Annotated in this window: 17 protein-coding genes and 1 tRNA gene; 15 read left to right on the top strand and 3 right to left on the bottom strand. The window is 68.1% G+C overall.

What is annotated here, in order from left to right; translation table 11 throughout:
• The first annotated feature begins 118 nt into the window (after nucleotides 1-118).
• From pyrG to xerD, 3 genes are read left to right on the top strand one after another with little or no spacing between them, the layout of a single operon-like run.
• Complete coding sequence (pyrG, locus tag FPZ11_RS00940; protein WP_302849657.1) at nucleotides 119-1,732, top strand: CTP synthase; 1,614 nt, start codon at nucleotides 119-121, stop codon at nucleotides 1,730-1,732.
• Entirely contained in the window at nucleotides 1,725-2,393 is a 669-nt protein-coding gene (locus FPZ11_RS00945) for an NUDIX domain-containing protein (protein WP_146317601.1), read from the top strand. Before pyrG ends, FPZ11_RS00945 begins: the two co-directional genes overlap by 8 nt.
• Nucleotides 2,390-3,307, top strand: coding sequence for a site-specific tyrosine recombinase XerD (xerD, locus tag FPZ11_RS00950; protein WP_146317603.1), 918 nt, complete (start codon nucleotides 2,390-2,392; stop codon nucleotides 3,305-3,307). Before FPZ11_RS00945 ends, xerD begins: the two co-directional genes overlap by 4 nt.
• A gap of 6 nt (nucleotides 3,308-3,313) precedes the next feature.
• Here xerD and FPZ11_RS00955 read toward each other — a convergent pair whose 3' ends face one another.
• A complete protein-coding gene (locus FPZ11_RS00955; protein ID WP_146317605.1) occupies nucleotides 3,314-4,315 on the bottom strand; it encodes a BPSS1187 family protein in 1,002 nt (333 codons plus the stop codon).
• A 185-nt stretch (nucleotides 4,316-4,500) separates the two neighbouring features.
• Between FPZ11_RS00955 and FPZ11_RS00960 the strand changes: the two genes are divergently transcribed.
• The 7 genes from FPZ11_RS00960 to der are packed head-to-tail and all read left to right on the top strand — an operon-like array spanning nucleotide 4,501 to nucleotide 11,030.
• Nucleotides 4,501-5,397, top strand: a complete 897-nt coding sequence (locus tag FPZ11_RS00960; protein ID WP_146317607.1) for a ParA family protein — start codon at nucleotides 4,501-4,503, stop codon at nucleotides 5,395-5,397.
• A 34-nt stretch (nucleotides 5,398-5,431) separates the two neighbouring features.
• Nucleotides 5,432-6,244: a segregation and condensation protein A gene (locus FPZ11_RS00965; RefSeq protein ID WP_146322600.1), complete on the top strand. Its 813-nt coding sequence runs from the start codon at nucleotides 5,432-5,434 to the stop codon at nucleotides 6,242-6,244.
• Nucleotides 6,237-6,923 carry an SMC-Scp complex subunit ScpB gene (gene scpB, locus FPZ11_RS00970; RefSeq protein WP_146317609.1) on the top strand — a complete coding sequence of 229 codons (687 nt, stop codon included), beginning with the start codon at nucleotides 6,237-6,239 and terminating at the stop codon, nucleotides 6,921-6,923. The genes FPZ11_RS00965 and scpB overlap by 8 nt, the downstream gene beginning before the upstream one ends.
• Nucleotides 6,913-7,683, top strand: coding sequence for a pseudouridine synthase (locus tag FPZ11_RS00975; RefSeq protein WP_146317611.1), 771 nt, complete (start codon nucleotides 6,913-6,915; stop codon nucleotides 7,681-7,683). Before scpB ends, FPZ11_RS00975 begins: the two co-directional genes overlap by 11 nt.
• 2 nt (nucleotides 7,684-7,685) lie before the next feature.
• Complete coding sequence (locus tag FPZ11_RS00980; protein WP_146317613.1) at nucleotides 7,686-8,777, top strand: prephenate dehydrogenase; 1,092 nt, start codon at nucleotides 7,686-7,688, stop codon at nucleotides 8,775-8,777.
• Nucleotides 8,774-9,514: a (d)CMP kinase gene (gene cmk, locus FPZ11_RS00985; protein ID WP_146317615.1), complete on the top strand. Its 741-nt coding sequence runs from the start codon at nucleotides 8,774-8,776 to the stop codon at nucleotides 9,512-9,514. Before FPZ11_RS00980 ends, cmk begins: the two co-directional genes overlap by 4 nt.
• A complete protein-coding gene (der, locus tag FPZ11_RS00990; RefSeq protein ID WP_146317617.1) occupies nucleotides 9,507-11,030 on the top strand; it encodes a ribosome biogenesis GTPase Der in 1,524 nt (507 codons plus the stop codon). The genes cmk and der overlap by 8 nt, the downstream gene beginning before the upstream one ends.
• A gap of 17 nt (nucleotides 11,031-11,047) precedes the next feature.
• Here the strand turns inward: der and FPZ11_RS00995 are convergent, their stop codons facing one another.
• Nucleotides 11,048-12,430, bottom strand: a complete 1,383-nt coding sequence (locus FPZ11_RS00995; protein WP_146317619.1) for a DUF2252 domain-containing protein — start codon at nucleotides 12,428-12,430, stop codon at nucleotides 11,048-11,050.
• 93 nt (nucleotides 12,431-12,523) lie between these two features.
• Nucleotides 12,524-13,216 carry a GNAT family N-acetyltransferase gene (locus FPZ11_RS01000; protein ID WP_146317620.1) on the bottom strand — a complete coding sequence of 231 codons (693 nt, stop codon included), beginning with the start codon at nucleotides 13,214-13,216 and terminating at the stop codon, nucleotides 12,524-12,526.
• 146 nt (nucleotides 13,217-13,362) lie between these two features.
• Between FPZ11_RS01000 and FPZ11_RS01005 the strand changes: the two genes are divergently transcribed.
• From FPZ11_RS01005 to FPZ11_RS01025, 5 genes are all read left to right on the top strand, one after another.
• Nucleotides 13,363-13,436: transfer RNA gene (locus tag FPZ11_RS01005), tRNA-Pro, on the top strand.
• 534 nt (nucleotides 13,437-13,970) lie between these two features.
• Nucleotides 13,971-14,810 (top strand): M56 family metallopeptidase, encoded by an 840-nt coding sequence (locus FPZ11_RS01010; RefSeq protein ID WP_146317622.1) that lies wholly within the window; start codon nucleotides 13,971-13,973, stop codon nucleotides 14,808-14,810.
• Nucleotides 14,811-15,038: 228 nt separating this feature from the next.
• Nucleotides 15,039-15,452: a BlaI/MecI/CopY family transcriptional regulator gene (locus tag FPZ11_RS01015; protein WP_146317624.1), complete on the top strand. Its 414-nt coding sequence runs from the start codon at nucleotides 15,039-15,041 to the stop codon at nucleotides 15,450-15,452.
• A 64-nt stretch (nucleotides 15,453-15,516) separates the two neighbouring features.
• Nucleotides 15,517-16,152: a DUF5134 domain-containing protein gene (locus tag FPZ11_RS01020; protein ID WP_146317626.1), complete on the top strand. Its 636-nt coding sequence runs from the start codon at nucleotides 15,517-15,519 to the stop codon at nucleotides 16,150-16,152.
• Between the two features lie 44 nt (nucleotides 16,153-16,196).
• Nucleotides 16,197-16,964: a YcnI family protein gene (locus FPZ11_RS01025; RefSeq protein WP_210415928.1), complete on the top strand. Its 768-nt coding sequence runs from the start codon at nucleotides 16,197-16,199 to the stop codon at nucleotides 16,962-16,964.
• The last annotated feature ends 27 nt before the right edge of the window (nucleotides 16,965-16,991 follow it).

The raw sequence follows: 16,991 nt of genomic DNA on the forward strand, positions 1-16,991 counted from the left end.
CCGTGCGATAGGATGGAAGCCCGTGGTGGATAAAACTGACGCGGGCCCCTCGAGCACAACAAATCAGCCGAACGGCACTACCAAACACATTTTCGTGACGGGTGGTGTCGTTTCTTCGTTGGGCAAGGGACTGACGGCCGCCAGCCTGGGCAATCTGCTCACCTCGCGAGGTCTGCGCGTCGTGATGCAGAAACTCGACCCGTACCTCAATGTCGATCCGGGCACGATGAACCCGTTCCAGCACGGCGAGGTGTTCGTCACCGACGACGGTGCGGAGACCGATCTCGACATCGGGCACTACGAGCGCTTCCTCGACATCAACCTGAGCCAGGCCGCCAACGTGACGACCGGGCAGATCTACTCGCAGGTGATCGCCATGGAGCGACGCGGCGAGTACCTCGGCGACACCGTGCAGGTCATTCCGCACATCACCGATGAGATCAAGCGGCGCATGCGGCTGCAGGCATCCGATCACCCGAAGCCCGACGTGATCATCACCGAGATCGGCGGCACGGTCGGCGACATCGAATCGCAGCCGTTCATCGAGTCCGCCAGGCAGGTTCGTCACGAGCTCGGACGCCAGAACTGCTTCTTCGTGCACGTGTCGCTCGTGCCGTTCATGAACGCCTCGGGAGAGCAGAAGACGAAGCCGACGCAGCACTCGGTCGCGGCGCTGCGCTCCATCGGAATCCAGCCCGACGCGCTCGTGCTGCGCAGCGACCGTCCGGTCTCGGAGAGCAACAAGAAGAAGATCGCGCTGATGTGCGACGTGGACGAGCGGGCCGTCGTGAACGCGATCGACGTTCCGAGCATCTACGAGATCCCGAACATGTTGCACGAGCAGGGCCTCGACGACTACATCATCGCCCAGCTCGGCCTGGCGTCGAACGAGCCGGACCGGGAGAGCTGGGATGCCCTGCTCAAGGTCGTGCACGAGCCGAAGCACGAGGTCACGATCGGCCTGGTCGGCAAGTACGTGGACCTGCCGGACGCCTATCTGTCGGTCACCGAGGCGCTGCGCGCCGGCGGGTTCGCCAACCGCGCCAAGATCGCGCTGAAGTGGATTCCGAGCGACGAATGCCAAGACCCGGAGGGCGCCGCTCGGGAGCTCGCCGACGTCGACGGCATCTGCGTGCCGGGTGGCTTCGGCATCCGCGGCATCGAGGGAAAGCTCGGCGCGTTGCGGTTCGCCAGGGAGAACGGCATCCCCGCGCTCGGGCTGTGCCTCGGACTGCAGTGCATGGTCATCGAGTACGCGAGGCACGAGACCGGGCTGGAGGGGGCATCCTCGAGCGAGTTCGATCCCGACACGACGAACCCGGTCATCGCGACCATGGCCGAGCAGGTGGAGATCATCGCGGGCGGCGACCTTGGCGGCACGATGCGCCTCGGGCTGTACCCGGCGAAGCTGCAGGGCGGCTCGATCGTCGCCGAGCTCTACGGTGCGGACGCCGCGTCGGAGCGCCACCGTCACCGCTACGAGGTGAACAACAACTACCGCCAGCAGATCGCCGACTCCGGCCTCGTGTTCTCCGGCACGTCGCCCGACGGCCACCTCGTGGAGTACGTCGAGCTGCCGCGCGACGTGCACCCGTTCTACGTGGGCACGCAGGCTCACCCGGAGCTGCGGTCGCGGCCGAACCGCGCGCATCCGTTGTTCCGCGGTCTGATCGCCGCCGCCCTCGACCGTCAGGAGTCGACCAGGCTGTTCGAGGTGAAAGAGGATGCCTGACCTCGCCGACGAGCCCCACGCCGGCGACGTCGTCGAGTCCGAGGTCGTGCACGACGGCCGCGTCTGGGACATCCGGCGTGACACCGTCGATCTCGGTCACTCCACCGTCGTGCGCGAATACGTGGACCACACCGGTGCCGTCGGCGTGCTCGCCATGGACGACGCCGAGCGGGTGCTGCTGATCAGGCAGTACCGGCATCCGATCCGCAGCAGGGACTGGGAGCTGCCGGCCGGCCTGCTCGACATGGCGGGGGAGCCGCCGCTGGTCGCGGCGCAGCGCGAGCTGGCCGAGGAGGCGGACACCGTCGCCTCGACATGGAACGTGCTGACCGAGGTGGCGCCGAGCCCAGGCGGAAGCAACGAGATCATCCGCATCTATCTGGCGCGGGGCATCCGGCGAGCCGAGCAGGCCTTCGACCGTGAGGACGAAGAGGCCGACATCGAGGTGCGCTGGGTGCCGATCGACGAGGTGGTGCGTGGTGTGCTGGAGCGTCGGCTGCGCAACGCGGCCCTGGCTGTCGGCGTGCTCGCCGCGGTGGCGTCGCGCGCGACCGGCTATGAGACGCTCGGCGACCCGGACCTGCCGCTGGAGCGCGGCTCCTGGCTCACCAGGCCTCTGCACCACTGGTCGCCGAGCGCCGAGGATGATTCGGCGCGATGACGCCGGACGCCGCGATCGAGGCGTACCTCAGGCACGTCGGGATCGAACGCGGCCTGTCGCGCAACACCGTCGCGGCGTACCGGCGCGACCTGGCGAGGTACGCGGCGTGGCTGGAGGGGCGGGGCATCCGCGATCTGCGCACCGTGGGTGTGCGCGACATCGACGAGTACGGGCGCGACCTCGCGACGGCCGTCGACGAGGACGGTGAGCGACTGCTCGGCCCCGCCTCGATCGCGCGCATGCTCTCCACGGTGCGCGGCCTGCACCGCTTTCTGCTCGACGAGGGCGAGGTGAGTGAGGATGCCACGCGCGAGGCCCGCGCCCCCAAGCTGCCGTCGCGGCTGCCCAAGGCGCTCAGCATCGCCCAGGTGGAGGCGCTCCTGGCGGCCACCGACGGCGACGACCCGGCTCGCATCAGAGACAAGGCGCTGCTCGAGCTGCTCTACGCGACGGGCGCACGCGTGTCGGAGGCCGTCGATCTCAACGTGGACGATGTGATCGACCGCGAGGTGATCAGGCTCACCGGCAAGGGGAGCAAGCAGCGCATCGTGCCGCTGGGCAGCTATGCGCGCGCCGCCGTCGACGACTACCTCGTGCGCGTACGACCGCTGTACTCGGCACGGGGGCACGCGACACCGGCGCTGTTCCTCGGCGCTCGGGGCGCTCGGCTGGGCAGACAGAGCGCGTGGCTCATCATCAAGGCGGCGGCGGAGCGGGCCGGGCTGACGGCATCAGTGTCGCCGCACACCCTGCGGCATTCGTTCGCCACGCATCTGCTCGAGGGCGGGGCCGACGTGCGTGTCGTGCAGGAGCTGCTCGGTCACGCGTCGGTGGCCACGACGCAGATCTACACCATGGTGACGGCAGACACTCTGCGGGACATGTACACGACAGCGCATCCTCGAGCGCGGTAGGCCGGGTCAGCGCACCTGGTCGAGCATCCATCTCCAGGTGGGTGCGAAGACCATGGTTCCCGAGGCCGTGCGCGGGCCGTAGTCGTTCACGGTGTGCCCGTGCGACTCCTTCGGCGTTCCGACGTCGAGGGAGCTGAGCAGCACGTGGCTGCCGGTCGGCACCGCGGTCGCCGTTCGCGCGTTCGGCGTGCCCATGCCGAGTCGGCGCCATGATCCGGTGATGCGCGAGAAGTACATGTCGTGCACGTCGTCGAACCCGTACATGCGAGAGGCCGGTGTGGCGCCGGGGGTGGACATCCAGGCGGCGGGCACCCCGTGGTAGGTGTCGACGGGCGATGAGTACATCAGCACGCCGCGCACGCGGTGGAGGTGGGCGATGAATGCCGACTCCCCGCCGCCCTGCGAGTGGCCGGCGAGCACGATATTGCGCCACACGGGCTGGCCGTCGTCGAGATACCGGCCCCAGTACCCTGTCGGATCCTGTTGCTCGAGGTAGCCGATGGCCGCGCGATACCGGCGCAGGATCGAGTTGTGGATGCCGACCCGGCTGAACCGGGACGGGCTGGCGCCGTTGAATCGGTTGCGCTGCAGGTCGGAGTAGCACTGCGGGTCGGCCCTGCAGGTGCGCGTGACGGAGAGACCCACGTTCCAGTAGTCGAGGCCGAGCACGCTGTAGCCGGCGGACACGGCGGTGGCGAGGTAGTCGCGGTAGTCGTTCGGCACCTCGCCGGTGGCTGGCAGGAAGAGAAGCAGCGGGCCGTCTCCCGCGGCGTGCTGAGCGATCTCCTGGGCGTTCGGATCGTTCACCCGGTGCTCCAGGTAGGGCAGCGTGAAGCTCAGCACGGTGCCGTCGTGCTTCGGAGTGCCTGTCGCGTCCACAGCGGCCTGTCCCGAACCGTCGGATGCGGTCAGCGCGCGGGGAAGAGGAGTGGCGCCGGACGTGAGCGCGGCGGCGAGCAGCACGATCGCGCCGACGACCGTCGGCCAGAGCGCGGACCTGCTTCTCACGGCCGACAACGTATCAGCGGGCGGCTCCCTCACGCTGCAGACGGGGCCGCGTGCGGATGCGAGCTTGCTCAGGCATCCTCGCACCGCGGCCCGTGCGGGCGATTGGCGGTGTTCCTGCCTGTTCACGAAGCGGATGCTCGCTAGACTCATTGCGCGTATCCAGTGAGAGTCGAAGCGGAGAAGTCGTGACCCGAACCCCAGCCGATGAGCAGGAACTGCCCGGCTTGGCCGGCGTCGATCTCGGCGAACTGGGGCCGACGGGTCGGCCTCTCCGCACCTTCGCGGAGCCTCCCGCTCTGAGCGCCCACGGTCCGGCGCGCGTGATCGCGCTGTGCAACCAGAAGGGCGGTGTCGGCAAGACCACCTCCAGCATCAACCTGGGCGCTGCGTTGGCGGAGTACGGCCGCCGTGTGCTGGCGATCGACTTCGACCCGCAGGGCGCGCTTTCCGCGGGCCTCGGCGTGCCGACGCACGAGGCGATCACCATCTACGACCTGCTGCTGTCGACTGCACACGACCCGTCGGAGGCGATCCAGAAGACCGCGACACCCGGTCTCGATGTGATCCCCGCCAACATCGACCTCTCGGCCGCCGAGGTGCACCTGGTGAACGAGGTGGCTCGCGAGCAGGCGCTGGCGCGCGTGCTGCGCAAGGTCTCGGCCGACTACGACGTGATCCTGATCGACTGCCAGCCGTCGCTCGGCATTCTCACGGTCAACGCCCTGACCGCCAGCCACGGTGTGCTCATCCCTCTTGAGTGCGAGTACTTCGCGTTGCGCGGTGTCGCCCTGCTCATCGAGACCATCGACAAGGTGCGGGAGCGGCTGAACCCGGCGCTCGAGCTCGACGGCATCCTCGCCACCATGTACGACGCGCGCACCCTGCACTCGCGCGAGGTGCTCGAGCGGGTCGTCGACGCGTTCGGCGACAAGGTGCTCGAGACCGTCATCACGCGCACGGTCAAGTTCCCCGACGCCACGGTCGCCGCGACCCCGATCACCCAGTTCGCGCCCGACCATCAGGCGGCCGACTCCTATCGTCAGCTGGCGCGGGAACTGGTGTTCCGTGGCGCGGTCGCCTGAGAACGACGAGCGCAACGCCGTCGGCACCGCCAGCGTGCCTGTCGCCCCTGCAGAGCGCGACGGCGTTGCGCCGGCGTTCCGCGTTGCGCTCGAGGTCTTCGAGGGCCCCTTCGACCTGCTGCTGAACCTCATCGGCCGGCACGAGCTCGACATCACCGAGGTGGCGCTGAGCCGCGTGACCGACGAGTTCATCGCCTATCTGCGCGACATCGACACCGCCGACGAGCTCGACCAGGCGAGCGAGTTCCTCGTGGTGGCCGCCACGCTGCTCGATCTGAAGGTGGCAGGGCTGCTGCCCCAGGGCGAGCTCGTCGACGCGGAAGACGTCGCGCTGCTGGAGGCCCGGGATCTGCTCTTCGCCAGGCTGCTGCAGTACCGCGCGTTCAAGGAGGCGTCCGCCTGGTTCGGCGGGCGACTGGAGGCGGAGGGCGGCAGGCATGCTCGCATCGTGCGGCTCGACGAGAAGTACCGGTCGCGGGAGCCCGAGCTCAAGTGGACGCTGAGCGTCGAGGACTTCGCGGCGCTCGCCGAACTCGCGTTCGCGCCCAAGAGCATCCCGGTTCTCGAACTGAACCATCTGCATGCGCCGCTGGTGAGCGTGCGCGAGCAGGCGGCGCTCGTGGTGTCGCAGCTTCGCCGAGGAACGCCGCACACGTTCCGCGAGCTCATCGCCGGCGCCGACCGCAAGGGCGTGGTCGTCGCCCGCTTTGTCGCGGTGCTCGAGCTGTACCGCTTCGCCGCCGTCGCGTTCGAGCAGCTGGAGCCGCTCGGCGAACTGACGATCAGGTGGGTGGCGGATGCCTGGTCGGACGAGAACCTGGCGAACCTGGGGGCCGACTATGGATGATGCAGGCGAGGAGAACGCACAGCAGGTGGATGCCGAGACAGAGTCGGCGACGGCCGACGACTTCGACCTGGAGACCCCGCCGGAACCCGGCGACGAGGCCGCGCAAGAACGCGAGGCGAAGACCGTCTACGACGTGCCTAGAGCGATCGAGGCCGTGCTCATGATCGCCGACCAGCCACTGTCGCTCGTGACACTCGCGACGTCGGTCGGGGCGCCGGTCGCCGCAGTGCGTCAGGCGATCGACGCTCTCGTGGAGGACTACGACGGCCTGGGCGACGGTCCCCGTCGGGGCTTCGAGCTGCGCGAGGTCGGCGGCGGGTGGCGCCTGTACGTGCGGGAGGAGTTCGATCGGCTCGTCGCCGACTTCGTCAGCGAACAGGCCCCGGCGAAGCTGTCGCAGGCGGCGCTCGAGACGCTCGCCGTGATCGCGTACCGGCAGCCGATCACCCGCGGTGCCATCGCGTCGATCCGCGCGGTCAACGTGGACTCCGTGGTGCGCACCCTCGTCTCGCGCGGGCTCATCACCGAACTGTTCTCCGACGCCGAGACCGGCGCCATCAACTACGGCACCACCGATCTGCTGCTCGAGCAGCTCGGCATCAACGCGATCGAGGAGCTTCCGCTCATCTCGCCGCTGCTGGCCGACGGTGCGGAAGGATTCGACGGCGATGTGCGCTGACCAGGATCGCTCGGGCGACGCCTCGGCAGAGGGCGAACGCCTGCAGAAGGTGATGGCGGCGGCGGGCGTCGCCTCCCGCCGGGTGAGCGAGCAGCTCATCGTGGAGGGGCGCGTGCGGGTGAACGGCACCGTCGTGCGCGAGCTCGGCCGCCGCATCGACCCCGCCGTCGACGAGCTCGAGGTGGACGGCACAGCGGTGCAGCTGGACCCCTCCAAGCGCTACGTCATGCTCAACAAGCCCACCGGCGTGGTGAGCACCATGCGCGACGACCGCGACCGGCCCGACCTGCGCCGCTACACCGACCAGTACGAGGAGCGCCTCTTCAACGTCGGGCGACTGGATGCCGACACCAGCGGCCTGCTGCTGCTGACCAACGACGGCGAGGTGGCGAACGTGCTCGCCCACCCGTCGTTCGGCGTCACCAAGACATACATCGCGACCGTGCGTGGAGCTGTGGTGCCCGCGACCCTGTCGAAGCTGATGCGGGGGATCGAACTCGAGGACGGGGAGGTCGCGGCCGACAAGGCGCGGCTGGTGCAGGCATCCGCGACCCAGAGCATCGTGGAGGTCACGCTGCACTCCGGGCGCAACCGCATCGTTCGACGCATGCTCGCGGCCGTGGGGCATCCGGTGACCGCGCTGGTGCGCCGGCAGTTCGGGCCGTTGCGGCTGGGAACGCTGAAGTCGGGGGCCACCCGGGACTTGACTAAAATCGAGCTCGGCCAGGTGCTCACTCTCGCCCGGTCGAAATCGGAGTGAATGTGACCCAGAACCTGCCCGCGCGCCTCGACGGCAGCGTGCGCGTCGTGGGCGCCGGCCTGCTGGGCGCGTCCATCGGGCTCGGCCTCAAGCGGCTCGGCGTCGACGTGATCTTGGCGGATGCCTCGCGCGCCGGCCTCAACCTCGCCATCGACTACGGTGCGGGCCGACTCGCGGCCGAGGGCGACGATCCCGCGCTCATCATCGTCGCGGTGCCGCCGGACGCCACGGCATCGGTCGTCGCCGCGGAGCTCGCCGCCTACCCGAACGCCACCGTGACCGACGTCGCGAGCGTGAAGGTCGCGCCGCTGGCGGAACTCGAGGAGCTCGGCGCCGACCTCAGTCGCTACGTGGGGTCGCACCCGCTGGCAGGCCGGGAGCGCGGCGGCGCCATCTCCGCGCGCGCCGACCTCTTCGTCGGCCGCCCGTGGGTGGTGTGCCCGCGTCCCGAGGTGGGGCGCGAGCGCGTGGTGCTGATCGAGCACCTGGTCCTCGACCTCGACGCCACACCGGTCACGCTGGATGTCGACGCGCACGACGCGGCGGTCGCGCTCGTGTCGCACGCGCCGCAGGTCGTGTCGTCGCTGATGGCCAAGCGGCTGGGTGCGGCGCCCGCCGGCGCGCTCGGACTGGCGGGCCAGGGCGTGCGCGACGTGACGCGCATCGCTTCCAGCGACCCCGAGCTGTGGGTGCAGATCCTCGCGGCGAACTCGCCTGCGGTGGTCGAGATTCTGCGCGCGTTCCGCGACGACCTCGACGACGTACTGCGCGCGCTCGGCGATGTGGAGGCATCCGGTGCCCGGCGCGTCATCGCGCAGGAGCTCGCGGCGGGCAACGCCGGAGTGGCGGGTCTGCCGGGCAAGCACGGTCAGGATCGCCGCTATTCGAGCGTGGTCGTCATGGTCGACGACACGCCCGGCGAGCTCGGCCGGCTCTTCTCGGAGCTCGGCGAGATCGGCGTGAACATCGAAGACCTGCGGCTCGAGCACTCGCCGGAGGCGCAGATCGGCCTCGCCGAGATCGCCGTGCTTCCCGAGGCGAAGGCGCGCACCATGGACGACCTGTCCGCGCGAGGATGGAGGATCGCCGGATGAGCGCCACATCGTTCCCGGAGCGGGCACAGCGAGCCGACGGGCCCTTCGTGGTGGCCGTCGACGGGCCGGCGGGCAGCGGCAAGTCGAGCGTGAGCAAGGCCGCGGCCGCCAAGCTCGGCTTCGCCTTCCTCGACACCGGCGCCGCCTATCGGGCCCTCACCTGGTTCGCGACGCAGCGGGGCATCGACGTGACCGACGCTGGCGCCGTGATCGACGCGATCGCCGACTTCGACTACCGCATCGACACCGAGCCGGGCAGGCAGCGCGTGTTCGTCGGGGAGACCGATGTGACCGGGGCGATCCGCGATCCCGAGGTGTCGGCTCGCGTCAGCGCTGTGGCCCGCATCGCGGAGGTGCGGCTGCGGTTGAACGAGATCTTCCGCGGCATCCTCACCGGCGACGGTCACGACGGCATCGTGGCGGAGGGCCGCGACATCACGACGGTGGTGGCGCCGGACGCGCCGGCGCGCATCCTCTTGACCGCATCGCCCGAGGTGCGCGCGGCTCGTCGGGCCGGCGAGCTCGACGGGCACTCGGTCGCCGAGGTGGCCGCGCAGCTGCACGCCCGCGACCACGCCGACCTTCAGGTCGTCGACTTCATGACCGCCGCCGACGGAGTGACCACAGTGGACTCCACCGACTTGAACTTCGATGAGACCGTCGATGCTGTGATCGACGTCATCAAGGCAGCCCGCAACGCGGGCGCCGCACCGTCCCTGGGAGGAACGGATGTCTGACACCAGCCAGAACGGCCGAAGCGACGAATTCGAGGCAGGTCCCGACGACCTCGCCGAGCGTCTCGCGAACGTGGACGAGGAGCTCGCGCACCAGCGGGCATCCGCCCTGCGTGCGGGCCTCGAGGACTACGAACTCGATGACGCCGACCTCGACGTGCTCGATGCCGCCACCGAGAACCCCGACGAGATCCACTACCTGCCCGCGCTGCCGGTCGTGGCCATCGTCGGACGGCCGAACGTGGGCAAGTCGGCACTGGTCAACCGGATTCTCGGACGCCGCGAGGCGGTCGTCGAGGACACTCCCGGCGTCACGCGCGATCGCGTGACGTACCAGGCCGAGTGGAACGGGCGACGCTTCAGCGTGGTCGACACCGGCGGTTGGGAGCCGGATGCCCGCGGCATCGACGCCTCCGTCGCCGCGCAGGCCGAGGTCGCTATCGATCTGGCCGACGCGGTGATGTTCGTCGTCGACTCCAACGTGGGCGCCACGGCGACCGACGAGCACGTGGTGCGGCTGCTGCGCAAGACGAAGAAGCCGGTGTTCCTCGTGGCGAACAAGGTGGATGACGCCAGACAGGAAGCGCAGGCGACCGAACTGTGGTCGCTGGGGCTGGGGGAGCCGCATCCCGTCAGCGCCCTGCACGGACGCGGTGTCGCCGACCTGCTCGACGACGTGCTGAAGGTGCTGCCGACCGAGTCGGCCTATGCGCAGCGCGAGGTGGGCGGACCGCGCCGCGTCGCGATCGTCGGACGGCCGAACGTGGGCAAGTCGAGCCTGCTGAACAAGGCGGCGGGCGAGGAGCGCGTGGTCGTCAACGAGCTCGCCGGCACCACCCGCGACCCGGTGGACGAGCAGATCGAGCTCGGCGGCCGGGTGTGGCGGTTCGTCGACACCGCGGGCATCCGCCGTCGCGTGCACCTGCAGCAGGGCGCCGACTTCTACGCGTCGCTGCGCACCTCGACCGCGCTGGAGAAGGCGGAGGTCGCTGTCGTCGTGCTCGACGTGACCCAGCCGATCAGCGAGCAGGACGTGCGCATCATCGACCTGGTGCTGGAGAGCGGTCGAGCCCTCGTGCTCGCCTACAACAAGTGGGATCTGCTCGACGACGATCGACGTCGATACCTGGAACGGGAGATCGAGCAGGATCTCGCGCATGTCGCGTGGGCGCCGCGGGTGAACATCTCGGCCCGCACGGGTCGGCACCTCGAGAAGTTGGTCCCCGCGCTGGAGACGGCGCTAGAGTCATGGGACACGCGTATTCCGACGGGCAAGTTCAACGCGTTCCTCGCGGAGCTCACGGCGGCGCATCCGCACCCGGTGCGCGGCGGAAAGCAGCCGCGCATCCTGTTCGGCACGCAGGCGGCGAGCCGTCCGCCGACATTCGTGCTGTTCACGACCGGATTCCTCGACCCCGGCTACCGGCGCTACATCCAGCGCCGGCTGCGCGAGATCTACGGCTTCGAGGGGTCGCCGATCGTGCTCAACATGCGTGTGCGGGAGAAGCGGCGCAAGTAGAGCGGGGCGAGGTCTCGTCAGATCTCGCCGCGCTTCATCGCCTTGCGCAGGGTGTTGTAGTCGGCGACCGCCTGGTCGGCGTACGCGGACGCCCACTCCGCGACGGCTGAGTCGAACTGCGTGCCCTCTCCGAGGTATCCGGCGATGAACGGAGCGTTGGGGGACTGCGCGTGGGCGCGGGCGAGAACCGTGCCGCAGGCATCCACGTAGTCGGTGAACGGTCGGAAGTCGAGCGTCTCGGTGTCGATGGAGACGTTCTGGTCTCGGAACTGGCGCACGTAGAAGGCGTGGCCGTCTTTGCGCACCCAGCCGAGGAACGGGTCGCTGACGGACTGCAGAACGCGCTGGTTGGCGACGACCCGGTGTCCGTGGTCTTCTGGGCCGGCGTGCGTGTCGTAGATCGGGGCGCGTCCCGCCGTCGCGTCGCCGAACTCGACGGCGACGGAGTCGGTCGCCTCCTTCACCTGGAGCACGAGCGACTCGCCCGCCGGACCGGTGAGCACGATGATGTAGCAGCGGGTGCCGACGCTGCCGACGCCGACGACGCGGCGCACGGCATCCGTCGCGACGTACTGCGACAGCAGCACAGCGATGTCGGAGGGCACGGTCTCGAGGTACTCGCGGGCGATGTCGAGGATGTTCTGCTCCGTGCCCTCCGCGACGTGGCTGAGCACCGGCGGGTTCTCGATGATGGAGACCGTGCCGTCGGCGGCACGCTCCGTGATCTTGCGCACGACGCGGGCGGAGGTGCGACGGGATGCCGCGTCGATGGCGTGATCGAGCACCTTCTGCGAGCTGGCGGCGCGCTGGCCCCTGTGCACATCGGCCCTGATGTAGTAGCGCTCGAGCACGCCGAGCTGCGTGATCTGCCGCAGTGCGATGCGATAGCTCGCCGCGGCCTCCAGGGCGGCCGTCTGCACCTTGGATTCCTTGAACCCGCGCTGGCGGGCTGCGATGACGACGCTGCCGACGAAGCGTTTCACGTCCCATTCCCACGGGCCGTACGCGGATTCGTCGAAGTCGTTGAGGTCGAAGGTGAGCGCTCGCTCCGGCGAGGCGTAGATGCCGAAGTTGGCGATGTGGGCATCGCCGCAGATGGTGACGTCGACGCCGGTGCGCGGGGCATCCTTGAGGTCGGCGGCCTGGATGGCGGCTGAGCCGCGGTAGAACGCGAACGGGTTGGCCGACATGCGCTCCAGGCGCAGCGGGACGAGCTCCTGCACGCGGTGCTCGTGCTGCGCCTTGAGGATGCCCATGGGGTCGCGATCCTTCGCCGGCACGTACTCGGCGTGTGCGGAGCGCGGAATGTCGGCGCGCGCAGCCTTGCCTGCCTCGACGAGGTCGTCGGCGCTGTGGATGGCGGCGTGGTCGAAGCGAAGGCGACCCTTGTTCTCGCTCATGAGCGGCTCCTCATCGTGGGCATGAAGTACGCGCTCGTTTGCGCATGCACCAAGACTAGGGGCGCGCGACCGCGATCGGCCGTCGCCGACACGTCACAGAATTCGACTGACCACCGCCCGTCCCGCGCTGGGCCGGGAGACGACCCCGAAACCCGCCTTCTCGAACTGCACGAGCGCCCCGTGATAGAGGTCGCTCGAGGATGCCTTGCGCTCGCTCGTGTCGATCGGATACCCCTCGAGAACCCGCGCGCCGCCCGCCTTCGCGTGCGCGACTGCGGCGTCGAGGAGAGCGGATGCCACGCCCCTGCGACGGAATCCCACCCGCACGACGAAGCACGTGACGCTCCAGACGTCGGCAGCGTCCTTCGGTTCCGCGCTGCCGTCGATGACGATGCGTGTCCGATGCAGGCGCGGGTACGCGGAGCGGGGCTCGACGGCGACCCACCCCACGGGTTCGTCGTCGAGGTAGGCGACGAGACCCGGCCCCGCTCCATGCTGCGACTGCTCGCGGAGTGCGGACTGGCATCCAGCCGCGCCGGCCTCGTCCATCTGCGCGTTGGTCAGCTTGAACCACTGGCACCAGCAGGTCGACGCGTCTCCGCGTGTGCCGAACACCGTCTGCACGTCGCTCCAAGGCGCATCAGCGACGGCGATGACGCGGATGCCCGCGGTCGCGTCCGCCTCGGACCCGGAACTGGTTCGCGCGTTGCTGCTCGCTGTGGCGTTCCTTGCTTCGGCCTTGTCGCCGCCCGCCGTCGCGCCGTCGCCAGAGTCGGTCTCACCCATGTCGCCAGAGAGTAGTCCGCGCCCCCGACAACCGGCACCCACGTCATTCGGCCGCTTAGTCGGTCTCGTGGATGCCCGTGCCCGCCCGGGTGTCATTCCGCACCCCTCGCAGCCTGTAAACTACTCAAGGCCGTTTCGGCGGCCAACGGGCTGTGGCGCAGTTTGGTAGCGCACTTGACTGGGGGTCAAGGGGTCGCAGGTTCAAATCCTGTCAGCCCGACGGTATGCGAAGAGGGCCGGTCAAGAGACCGGCCCTCTTCGCATACCTCGCTGCTGACAGGCGGAGTCCTCGCCCTGGGTCCCTGGGCGCCGCAACGCGGCATTCGGGGGAAGGATGGGGCTCGGCCTGACCGAACCTGATACCTGATACCTGATACCTGATCGGAAGGTATTTGCATAAGGTCGAGGGGTCGGCGTTTGCGCCGGTCTTGGATCTTTATTTGTACCTGTTGAACCCCTTGAATTGACATGGCCAAGGGGTCAGACGCTTCTGGCTACTCATCGTGGCCTCCGAGGGCGTTCATTCATCCGTGCCGCAGCGCTCTGCAGCGCCGTGTTGGCCACAGCGCCCTGCAGCGCCGTGTTGTCAGTGTGAAGGTATGCACGCGTCGCCTCGACCAGTGCATGCCCGAGGATGCCGCTCACAACGTGGAGGGAATTCCGGCATTGGCGAACCGAGTGGAGCCTGCATGCCGAAGGTCGGCCGCTCGTTGTACGGGTTGCCGTGGCGTTCCCTCGCGGGGAGACTAGTTAGGTGGTTGTGGTCGGTCTGGCGTGCCTGTTTGCCGTGGCACTCGTGACCGTGATGACGGCACCGACCGTGATCACCCGAGGAGGATGGCGGCTGAGGTTTCCCCGTCTGGCTCTGGCGGTTTCTCACGCGCTCACTTTGGTGGGGCTGGCCTGCGCCGCGTCGACGCTGGTGTGGACTCTTGCCGAAGTCGTTTCGGGTGGGGATCGATCGGGGGGAGCGTTCTGGCTGCAGCCGACCGCACTCACGTTGTTCGGTTGGGTGGGATTGGCCGCCGTGGGTGGGCTGATCACTGTGATCGTCACCAGCGCGGAACCTATGACGGAGTCGGATCGTCGGCTCCGACTCGAGTTCTCGTTGCTCGAGGCTCGAGGCACGTCGGTGGTGCGGGATGGCATACGCGTGGTGACTGTTCCCTCGGATCGGCCGGTTGCCTTGAGCGTGCCTGGACCGCAGCATCGGATCCTGATCGCTTCAGGGTTGATGCGTTTGCTGACCGAGGATCAGTTGCGGGCGGTCGTGGAACATGAGCGTGCGCACTTGGTACAGCATCACGGCATGCTGACCAGGCTGGCCCGGCTGAATAGGGCGTGCTTCGCCTTCATTCCGGGGACGAGCGAGATCGAACGCAGCACTCGGATGCTGGTTGAACTAATCGCTGACGATACGGCAGCCCGTCACGCAGGTGCCGTCAACTTGGCGAATGCGCTCTGGAGGGTGGGCTCAGCCTCCGAGGATGCTGCGCTGCGGCTTCGGGCGCGACGTCTGGCATCCCACCCGCCACGCGGAAGTTCCACACTCTCATCGCGAGTGCGTCACACACTGGCCGCCTCGTCGATCTAGGGTGCGAGGCCGCTGTTTCATGTCATGAGACGAGTAGCATGTTCCACATCATGTGGAACACCCGATTCGCTTGTTCCGGAATGTCTGTGAATCATGGACAGTGCGTCTGGTGATACAGATCGTTCAAGGGATCGCGGCGTTGACGCTGGTGCTGGTGCTGGCGCTGGGCTCCACCGCAGCACAGGAGTCGCACACGACCCGTCGACGAGGCGACCCTCGACCAGTTGAATGGATGCGTCGATTGCGACGAAAGGGAAAGCGATGACGGAACAGCGCCGCCCGCACGGCGGGTTGAAGGCCCGCATCGTCGACCTCTTGTGGCAGAACGGTAAGGGCCTGACGGCGAAAGAGCTCCAGGCACGGTTCGGCGACGATGGTCAGATTCCGGCGCTCTCGACGATCCTGACTGTGCTTGAACGATTGAGGAAATCCGGTGATGTTATCCGGGTTCCAGGAGATGCAGGCGAGTATCTGTACTCTCCGACGCCGGCAGAGGCGGACGAAGCCGTTGAGTCGATGCTGGGGGCTCTGATGAAGAGCTCGGATCGCACGGATGTGCTGCTCGGTTTCGCTGGGAGCCTCGACGCGGATGATCTGGAGACGCTGCGCAAGGCGATCGATCGTGCAGGCCCGGACCACTGATTTGCGCCCCGTTACACAATTTGTAGAATGAGGGTGTGCTTGTAGCCACCCTGGTGTCGGACCGATGATCGCGGTCGTTGTGACCGTGTTGTTCGCGATCACGGGCGCCTATTGCCTGGTGCGGGTGGCCGTCGGGTATTCGTGGATCGACCGGGTGAGTAACGGCGTTCACGTGGTGATGAGCCTGGTGATGCTGGCGATGCCCTGGCCTTGGGTATCGGTGTTCGCGACGGCGGCCCAGATCGCTTTCTTCACCGCGGCGGCCCTGTGGTACGTCTACCTTGCGCTGTTCGATGTGCACGCGGATGCCGGCCCGGGTGAAGGTCATCACCGGGGGCCCGCGTTGCTGTGGTATCACGCCGGGATGATGGCGGCGATGGTTTGGATGGCGGTGGCCATGACGCCGTTCGCTGCGCAGCCTCAGATGCCCGGCATGGACATGTCGCACATGCAGATGACCATGAGCAGCGGGTCCGGGATGACGGCGATGACCGCCGGCCAGCCGTGGGCGATAACCATCACCTGGGTCTTCGGCATTCTGTTCTGCCTGGCAACGCTGTGGTTCCTCATCCGTCTGGTTCGCCAGGCGATCGCCGCCGACTCGCTGTCGGGGCGTGAGGGCGTCGTGCTCCTGGACTCGCTGGTGAGCGCCGTGATGGCGGCGGGCATGGCGATCGCGTTCCTGATCTTGATGACTTGATTCGACCCTCTACCACTGATCCACCTCGTGAAGGAGAACACCCCATGATTCGCAGCACGCATCACGACGGTTCTGGGAGCCGGGTCCGGCGTCTGATGTCCCGAGTTGGTATCGGTGCCGTCCTCGGCGTGGCCGGGGTGCTCGTTGTTGCCGGGGTCGCATCGGCGCATGTGAAGGTCTCCGGCGTCGACACCACGCAGGGCGGATACGGTGTGCTCACGTTCCGGGTGCCGTCGGAGTCCGCTACCGCCTCGACCACCGAGCTCACCGTGACCTTCCCGTCGGACACCCCGATCACGTCGGCCTCGACGCAACCGATGCCCGGGTGGACGGCGACCGTGAAAACAGCGAAGCTCGCGAAACCGCAGAAGACCGACGATGGCACGATCGACACTTACGTGTCGCAGGTCGATTGGAAAGCGGACAACGCGGCCGCGGCGATCCCACCGGGCCAGTTCCAGATGTTCAACCTGTCCGTCGGACCGCTCCCGAAGGAGCCGTCGGTGTCGTTCCCTTCGTTGCAGTACTACAACGACGGCAGCACCGTTAACTGGAACGAGAAGTCCACCGGCGGTGCGGAGCCGGAGCATCCGGCGCCGGTACTGCAATTGGCGGCCGCGACCGACGCCACCTCCGGTTCGACATCGACACCGACCGTAACGGCGCAGGCCAGTGGCTCGACCATGGACATGAATTCGTCGAATGACACGGCCTGGACCGGCATCGTCGGCTTGATCGCCGGGATCCTGGGTCTGATCGCCGGAGCGATCGCCCTGGTGCGCAGCGGCCGGAAACCGGCAGCCGAGAAGTGACATCTCAGCACGCTCGATCTCAGCACA

This window comes from Humibacter ginsenosidimutans (assembly GCF_007859675.1).
Lineage (GTDB): Bacteria > Actinomycetota > Actinomycetes > Actinomycetales > Microbacteriaceae > Humibacter > Humibacter ginsenosidimutans.

Coding starts and splice junctions, on each gene's coding strand:
- FPZ11_RS01015 (WP_146317624.1), top strand. CDS start 15,039: ATGGATGCGTCGATTGCGACGAAAGGGAAAGCGATGACGGAACAGCGC.
- xerD (WP_146317603.1), top strand. CDS start 2,390: ATGACGCCGGACGCCGCGATCGAGGCGTACCTCAGGCACGTCGGGATC.
- FPZ11_RS01025 (WP_210415928.1), top strand. CDS start 16,197: ATGATTCGCAGCACGCATCACGACGGTTCTGGGAGCCGGGTCCGGCGT.
- FPZ11_RS00975 (WP_146317611.1), top strand. CDS start 6,913: ATGTGCGCTGACCAGGATCGCTCGGGCGACGCCTCGGCAGAGGGCGAA.
- scpB (WP_146317609.1), top strand. CDS start 6,237: ATGGATGATGCAGGCGAGGAGAACGCACAGCAGGTGGATGCCGAGACA.
- FPZ11_RS00995 (WP_146317619.1), bottom strand. CDS start 12,430: ATGAGCGAGAACAAGGGTCGCCTTCGCTTCGACCACGCCGCCATCCAC.
- cmk (WP_146317615.1), top strand. CDS start 8,774: ATGAGCGCCACATCGTTCCCGGAGCGGGCACAGCGAGCCGACGGGCCC.
- FPZ11_RS01000 (WP_146317620.1), bottom strand. CDS start 13,216: ATGGGTGAGACCGACTCTGGCGACGGCGCGACGGCGGGCGGCGACAAG.
- der (WP_146317617.1), top strand. CDS start 9,507: ATGTCTGACACCAGCCAGAACGGCCGAAGCGACGAATTCGAGGCAGGT.
- FPZ11_RS00945 (WP_146317601.1), top strand. CDS start 1,725: ATGCCTGACCTCGCCGACGAGCCCCACGCCGGCGACGTCGTCGAGTCC.
- FPZ11_RS01020 (WP_146317626.1), top strand. CDS start 15,517: ATGATCGCGGTCGTTGTGACCGTGTTGTTCGCGATCACGGGCGCCTAT.